This is a genomic window from Amycolatopsis sp. CA-126428 (assembly GCF_002904335.1).
Lineage (GTDB): Bacteria > Actinomycetota > Actinomycetes > Mycobacteriales > Pseudonocardiaceae > Amycolatopsis.
In genome coordinates this window covers 1-6,366 of sequence record NZ_PPHF01000106.1, presented here as the reverse complement: position 1 = coordinate 6,366, position 6,366 = coordinate 1, and the positions used below count along the sequence as shown (strand labels likewise).

Here is a 6,366-nt window from a genome sequence, read left to right as displayed (position 1 = left end):
CACAAACGGATCTTGAACACCCTTCGCCCATCTCCGGTCAACACCCAGACTTACGCATTACTCGTCTAGGGGCACCGCGGTTTCGGCCAGTCCGAAGTCGGCGTCCGGCGCCGGGCAGGGCAACAGTCGAGCGTCAGTGTTTCGACGACGGTCCCGTCGAGATGCAGTTCGATCCGGCCGATGAGGTCACCGGTCGAGTGTGGACGGGTGACGAGCACGAGGCCCTGCTGCGGTGCCGTGTTCGGCGGGTAGTGAGTGGTGACGTCGAGGTGGGCCCATTCAGCGAGGCGTCGTTCGGCGGGATTGAAGGCTTCGACGCGCCGACAGGTTTCGCAAGCGTCACGATCGGCGTGAGCCATGCCTACGAGGACAGCGAATGGCGTGTGCGTCGGCGACGAGCAACACGGCCCTGCTGGACGTCGCGAAGACGGCCCAGGTCAAGGGCGCGGTGTCGAAGGCGGCCGAGGCGCTGTTCTTCTACGACTTCGACAAAGGACAACTCGCTGATGGGCGAGGTGAAGCGGCTGGCGCCGGCCCGGAAGATGATCGTGACGCGTGCGGCGGTGATCATGCTGAAGGGTGAACTGGCGAAGGTGATGGTCTTCGTCGGCGCCGGTTTCCCCGGCGCCGGCCAAGGCGGTTTTCCGAACTACCCACGTTGGTTATGGCTCCCACCCGAGGGTGTGGGCGAGTCTGAGCGAGCCCAGACGTCCTCCGTGATCGGTGAGGGGTTCCATGCCGCAGCTCGAGGTGGCTCTGATCGGGGCCGGGCTCATCGCCCGGCTGCACCTGGAAGCGTGGCTCGGCACCGGGGCCGCCGTGCGGGTCCACGCCGACGACGGGCGCGGCGTCGAGCTCGCCAAGGAGTTCGGGGCAACCGTGGCCGGGTCGCTGGCCGAGGCCCTTGACGGCGCCGACGCCGTCGACATCTGCACCCCGACCGGCACGCACCACGCGATCGCCATGACCGCCATCGCCGCCGGGGTCGGGGTCGTGTGCGAGAAGCCGCTGACTGCGGACGCGGACGAGGCCGCCGAGATCGTCGCCGCGGCCGAGAAGGCGGGTGTCCGGCTCTATCCCGCCCACGACGTGCGGTTCGCCGCGCCCTACGCGCGGTTGCACGAACTCGTCGCGAGCGGGCGGCTCGGGGACGTCGCGGTCGGCCGGTTCTCCTTCTCCGCCTACCACCCCCGGCCCTGGATCGGGCACGCCACCGCGCGGTCCGGAGGTATCCTCACCGACCAGCTGCTGCACGGCGCCGACCTCGCCCACTGGGTCCTCGGGACCGTCGTCCGGGTGCACGCCTGCTACCAGGGCGACATCGCCACGCCCGCGCCGGAAGGCGCCGTCGCCGCCGGGACCGTCGTGCTCACCCACGCGAGCGGGGCCATCAGCCAGGTCGTGAGCCGGTGGACCGCCACGCCGAAGCCGCCCGTGCGGGTCACCTACCACGTCTCCGGGACCGGCGGGAGCGCCGGCTACGACTCCGAGTGGCCGCAGGAAGTCCGGATCGTCGACGGCGAAACCGCGAACTTCGGCTACTCCGGGCCGTCGGTGTTCGCCACCGAGATGGCAGAGTTCGCCACCGCCTTCGCGGGCGGCCCCGAACCGCGGATCGGGGCCGAGGACGCGCTGGCCGCCGTCCGGATCACCCAGGCCGCCGCCGAGTCCGCGTGGACCGGGCGGGCCGTCGAACTCCCGGTGGAGGGAGCCGCGTGAAGGTCGCCATCCTCTCGGCCACGCCCGAGCTGTACGCCGAGGCGCTGCACGCCCGGCCGGACGTCGAAGTCGTCGCCGCGGCGGCCTGGGACGCGTTCGAACCGGTCCTGCGGGCGGCCGAGGCGGGCGCGCGCGTGCTGTGCGAATACCCCCCTGCGGCCAAGGAAACCGACCTGAAGGCCGTGGTGGACACCTGTGCCGCGAGCGGGGTCCGGCTCACCTTCGCGTCCCCGGCTTGCCACGGCGAGGCGTTCGCTGTGGTGCGCAAGGGAATCGCGGACGGTGGCATCGGCGAACTGACGACGATCCTCGGGTCGCTCGACACGGGCGCGGACGGCGGGGTGCTGAGTGCGGCCGCGCCGTACCTGCTCGACTTGGCGAACGCCGTTCTCGGCGGTGAGCTCGCGCGGCAGGTGTATGCCCAGACCAACACTGTCCTCGGTGGACAAAGCGCGGAAAGCGCGGCGGTGCTCACGGTCCGGTACCGGAGCGGGAAGGTTGCTTCGTTCGACCTCCGCCGGAACCCGGCCGCGACGGGCCGGCCCGTCATCACCTTCATCGGGGAAAAGGCAAGCGTGCAGTACGACGCCGGCCCGAAGCTGATCGACGGCGTCGATGCCGCCCTCGGTGGTGAAGACCTGATTTCCTCGCTGCTGAACGACTTCTTGAGTGAAGGCGACGCGCCGGGTCCGGACGGCGAGGCTGCGCTGCGGACGTTCCGGATCATCCAGGCGGCCTGCGAATCGGCCCACGCCGGACAGCCCGTCGACCTGGCACCCTGACCGCGGCTCCGGCTCCACGGGGAATTTCTTCCTTTCCGGGGAAGGAAGTCCCCGTTTTCGCGCGCTCGCGAAGTGGGCCCGGATCGCTCTACCAGAGTGGGGGATGCCGCCTGGTGGTGGCTCGCTTAGCCTGAATCGAGAATGCAGAGACCGGTCTGTGCTGGGAGAACCGGCGAACGGGTGGACTGAAATCGTCGAAAGGTGGAGGCCGCGATGAGTGTTACGCAGGTAAAAATCGCGTTGAGCGGTGGACCGGCCGAACTGGCGGCGACGGAACGCAGTGTCCTGGCGTCCGAGCTGGACCGCACGCTCAAGATCCGCCACGGGGCCGGCTACGAACACTTCGTGCACGGTGGGGAATTCCGGGCCGGCGAGATCGCGGTCTTCCGGTGGTCGCACCGCACGAAGATCGCCGAATAACGCACCCGACCCGTCCCTGGAGAAAGGTTTCCATGACCGAGGCGATTTCCTTCGAGGAGCCGTGGGCGCGAATCGACAAGTTCGACCCGCCCGCGATTTTCGGCACCCTCCGCGAAGAACGGCCGCTCGCGAAGATGGTTTACCCGGACGGGCACGTCGGCTGGATCGTTTCCAGCTACGAGCTCGTGCGCGAGGTGCTCAGCGACCCGCGGTTCAGCCACAGCTGCGAGGTCGGCCACTTCCCGGTGACGCACCAGGGTCAGGTGATCCCGACCCACCCGCTGATCCCCGGCATGTTCATCCACATGGACCCGCCGGAGCACACCCGGTACCGCAAACTGCTGACCGGTGAGTTCACCGTCCGCCGCACGAGCCGGCTCGTCCCGCGCGTCGAGGCCGTGGCCGCCGAGCAGATCGAGGTCATGCGGGCGCACGGGGCGCCCGCCGACCTGGTGACCGACTTCGCCAAGCCGCTCGTCCTGCGGATGCTGGGCGAGCTCATCGGCCTGCCCTACGCCGAACGCGACCGGTACGTGCCCGCGGTGACCCTCCTGCACGACGCGGAAGCGGACCCGGTGGAAGCGGCGGAAGCCTACGCACAGGCCCAAACCTTCTTCGACGAGGTCATCGAGCGGCGGCGCACGGAGCCCGGGGACGACCTGATCAGCTCGCTCGTCAACGAGGACCTGACCCCGGAGGAGCTGCGCAACATCGTCACCCTGCTGCTGTTCGCGGGGTACGAGACCACCGAGGGCGCGCTGTGCGTCGGTACCTTCGCGCTGCTGCACCACCCGGACCAGCTGGCGAAGCTGCGCGCGGAGCCGGCGAGGCTCGACGCCGCGATCGAGGAACTCCTCCGCTACACCACCGTCAACCAGTACCACACGTACCGCACCGCGCTGGAGGACCTCAAGCTCGACGGCGAGCTGATCAAGAAGGGCGACACGGTGACGGTGTCGCTGCCCGCCGCCAACCGCGACCCGGCCAAGTTCGGCTGTCCCGCGGAGCTGGACATCGAGCGCGACACCTCCGGGCACGTCGCCTTCGGGTTCGGCATCCACCAGTGCCTCGGCCAGAACCTCGCGCGCGTCGAACTCCGCGCCGGCTTCACGGCGCTGCTGCGGGCGTTCCCCGGCCTGCGCCTGGCCGTCCCGGCCGACGAGGTCCCGCTGCGGCTGAAGGGTTCCGTCTTCTCGGTGGAGAAGCTCCCGCTCGCCTGGTGAGCGTTCTTCCCCTCCGAATGTCCGAAAGGATCCGCGGCACGGTGCGCACCGATCTCATCAAGCCACTCCACGTCGCACTCCTGGAGAACGCGACCCGTTTCGCCGGAAAGGCCGCCTTCGCCGACGACCACCGGGCCGTGACCCACGGCGAGCTGGAAGCGCGGACGCGCCGGCTCGCCGGGCACCTGGCCGCGCTGGGCGTCCGGCACGGCGACCGGGTGGCGATCTGCCTCGGCAACCGTGTGTCCACTGTGGAGAGTTACTTCGCGGTGCTGCGCGCGGGCGCCGTCGGCGTGCCGCTCAACCCCGGCTCGGCGCCGGCCGAGCTGGCGCACCCGCTGGAAGACAGCGGTGCCGTCGCCGTCATCACCGACGCCGCGCAGGCGGCGCGGCTGCGGTTCGCGCCGCACGTCCGGCTGCTGGTGACGGGCGACGACGTCCCGGCGGGCGCCCACGCCTACGACGAACTCGCCGTCACCGAACCGGCCGTGCCCGCGCCGGACGACCTCGACCTCGACGAGCCGGCGTGGATGTTCTACACGTCCGGGACGACGGGCCGGCCCAAGGGCGTCCTGTCGACCCAGCGCAACTGCCTCTGGTCCGTCGCCTCCTGCTACGTGCCGTTCCCCGGACTGTCCGATCAGGACCGGGTGCTGTGGCCGCTGCCGCTGTTCCACAGCCTTTCGCACATCGCCTGCGTGCTGTCGGCCACCGTCGTCGGCGCGACCGTCCGGATCACCGACGGCAGTTCCACCGACGACGTCATCCGGCTGCTCCGCGCGGAGGACTCGACGTTCCTGGCCGGCGTGCCGACCACCTACCACCACCTGGTGCGGGCCGCCCGGCAGCGCGGGTTCTCCGCGCCGAGCCTGCGCATCGGCCTGGCCGGGGGAGCGGTCCTCGGCGCCGGGCTGCGCAGCGAGTTCGAGGAAATCTTCGGCGTTCCGCTGATCGACGCCTACGGCAGCACCGAAACCTGCGGCGCCATCACCATGAACCCGCCGGACGGCGCCCGGGTCGACGGCTCCTGCGGCCGGCCCGTGCCGGGCGTCGGGGTGCGGGTCGTCGATCCGGGCACCGGGCTCGACGTCCCCGCCGGCCAGGAGGGCGAGGTCTGGGTCAAGGGGCCGAACGTCATGGTCGGCTACCACAACAGCCCGGAGGCGACCGCCGCGGCGATGCGGGACGGCTGGTTCCGGACGGGGGACTTGGCCCGCCGCGACGACGCCGGCTACTTCACCATCTGCGGCCGGATCAAGGAGCTCGTCATCCGCGGCGGGGCGAACATCCACCCCGGCGAGATCGAGGCGGTCCTGCGCACCGTCGACGGCGTCGCCGACGTGGCGGTCGCCGGTGCCCCGCACGAGACGCTCGGGGAGGTCCCGGTCGCGTACGTGATCCCCGGCCCGTCCGGGTTCGAGCCCACCACGCTGATCGAGCGGTGCCGCGAACAGCTGTCCGCGTACAAGGTGCCGGAGCGGATCCTCGAAGTCGCCCACATCCCGCGGACCGCGTCGGGCAAGGTCCGGCGGGGCCTGCTGGCCGGCGAACCCGGTGAGCTGCGCTACGCCGCGACAGACCACGAGGAATCTTCTCGCGAGAGCGAACCCGACGAGGCCGTGGCCGCGGCCCTGCGCGCCCGGCTGTCCACGTTGGACGACCGGGCGCAGGCGGAGCTGCTGGAAGAGCTCGTCCGCGGCGAGGCCGCCGACGTGCTGGGGCAGCCGGTGCCGGCCGGCCGCGCGTTCCGCGACCTGGGCTTCACCTCGCTGGCCATCGTCGAGCTGCGGAACCGGCTGACCGGCCGCACCGGGCTGTGGCTGCCCGCCGGCGCCGTCTTCGACCACCCGACGCCGTCGGCGCTGGCCGCCCGCGTCCGGGCCGGGCTCCTCGGCCTCCGCCAAGACGTCACCGAGCCGGTGACGGCGGCCGACCCCGGTGAGCCCATCGCGATCGTCGGCATGGCGTGCCGGTTGCCCGGCGGAGTGACTTCGCCCGAAGACCTGTGGCGGCTGGTCGCCGAGGGCGGCGACGCCGTCTCCGCGTTCCCCGGCGACCGCGGGTGGGACCTGGAGAGCCTGGTCGACCCGGGCCGGGAACGCCCGGGGACGTCGTACGTCGGCCACGGCGGGTTCCTCCACGACGCCGGGCTCTTCGACGCGGGCTTCTTCGGCATCTCGCCGCGTGAGGCGCTCGCCATGGACCCGCAGCAGCGGCTGCTG

6 protein-coding genes and 1 pseudogene are annotated in these 6,366 nt (G+C 71.2%); 6 read left to right on the top strand and 1 reads right to left on the bottom strand.

Annotation, left to right across the window (positions count from 1 at the left end; genetic code table 11):
• Positions 1–65: 65 nt before the first annotated feature.
• On the bottom strand, positions 66–359 hold the full coding sequence (locus C2L58_RS48805) for a hypothetical protein (protein ID WP_146073685.1): 294 nt from the start codon (positions 357–359) through the stop codon (positions 66–68).
• Positions 360–385: 26 nt separating this feature from the next.
• On the opposite strand from C2L58_RS48805, the pseudogene C2L58_RS26650 reads away from it, so the two are divergent.
• The 6 genes and pseudogenes from C2L58_RS26650 to C2L58_RS26625 all read left to right on the top strand — a co-directional run.
• Positions 386–608, top strand: a pseudogene (locus C2L58_RS26650) (hypothetical protein); the annotation flags it as partial.
• Positions 609–735: 127 nt separating this feature from the next.
• The gene (locus C2L58_RS26645) at positions 736–1,719 is read left to right on the top strand and encodes a Gfo/Idh/MocA family protein (RefSeq protein WP_103340428.1); all 984 of its coding nucleotides are present in this window, start codon (positions 736–738) and stop codon (positions 1,717–1,719) included.
• A complete protein-coding gene (locus C2L58_RS26640) occupies positions 1,716–2,501 on the top strand; it encodes a Gfo/Idh/MocA family protein (RefSeq protein WP_103340427.1) in 786 nt (261 codons plus the stop codon). Before C2L58_RS26645 ends, C2L58_RS26640 begins: the two co-directional genes overlap by 4 nt.
• A 213-nt stretch (positions 2,502–2,714) precedes the next feature.
• Complete coding sequence (locus C2L58_RS26635; RefSeq protein ID WP_233225949.1) at positions 2,715–2,921, top strand: DUF5988 family protein; 207 nt, start codon at positions 2,715–2,717, stop codon at positions 2,919–2,921.
• 32 nt (positions 2,922–2,953) lie between these two features.
• On the top strand, positions 2,954–4,144 hold the full coding sequence (locus tag C2L58_RS26630; RefSeq protein WP_103340425.1) for a cytochrome P450: 1,191 nt from the start codon (positions 2,954–2,956) through the stop codon (positions 4,142–4,144).
• Between the two features lie 41 nt (positions 4,145–4,185).
• Positions 4,186–6,366: AMP-binding protein (locus C2L58_RS26625; protein WP_146073686.1), on the top strand; the 2,181-nt coding region annotated here is incomplete at its 3' end.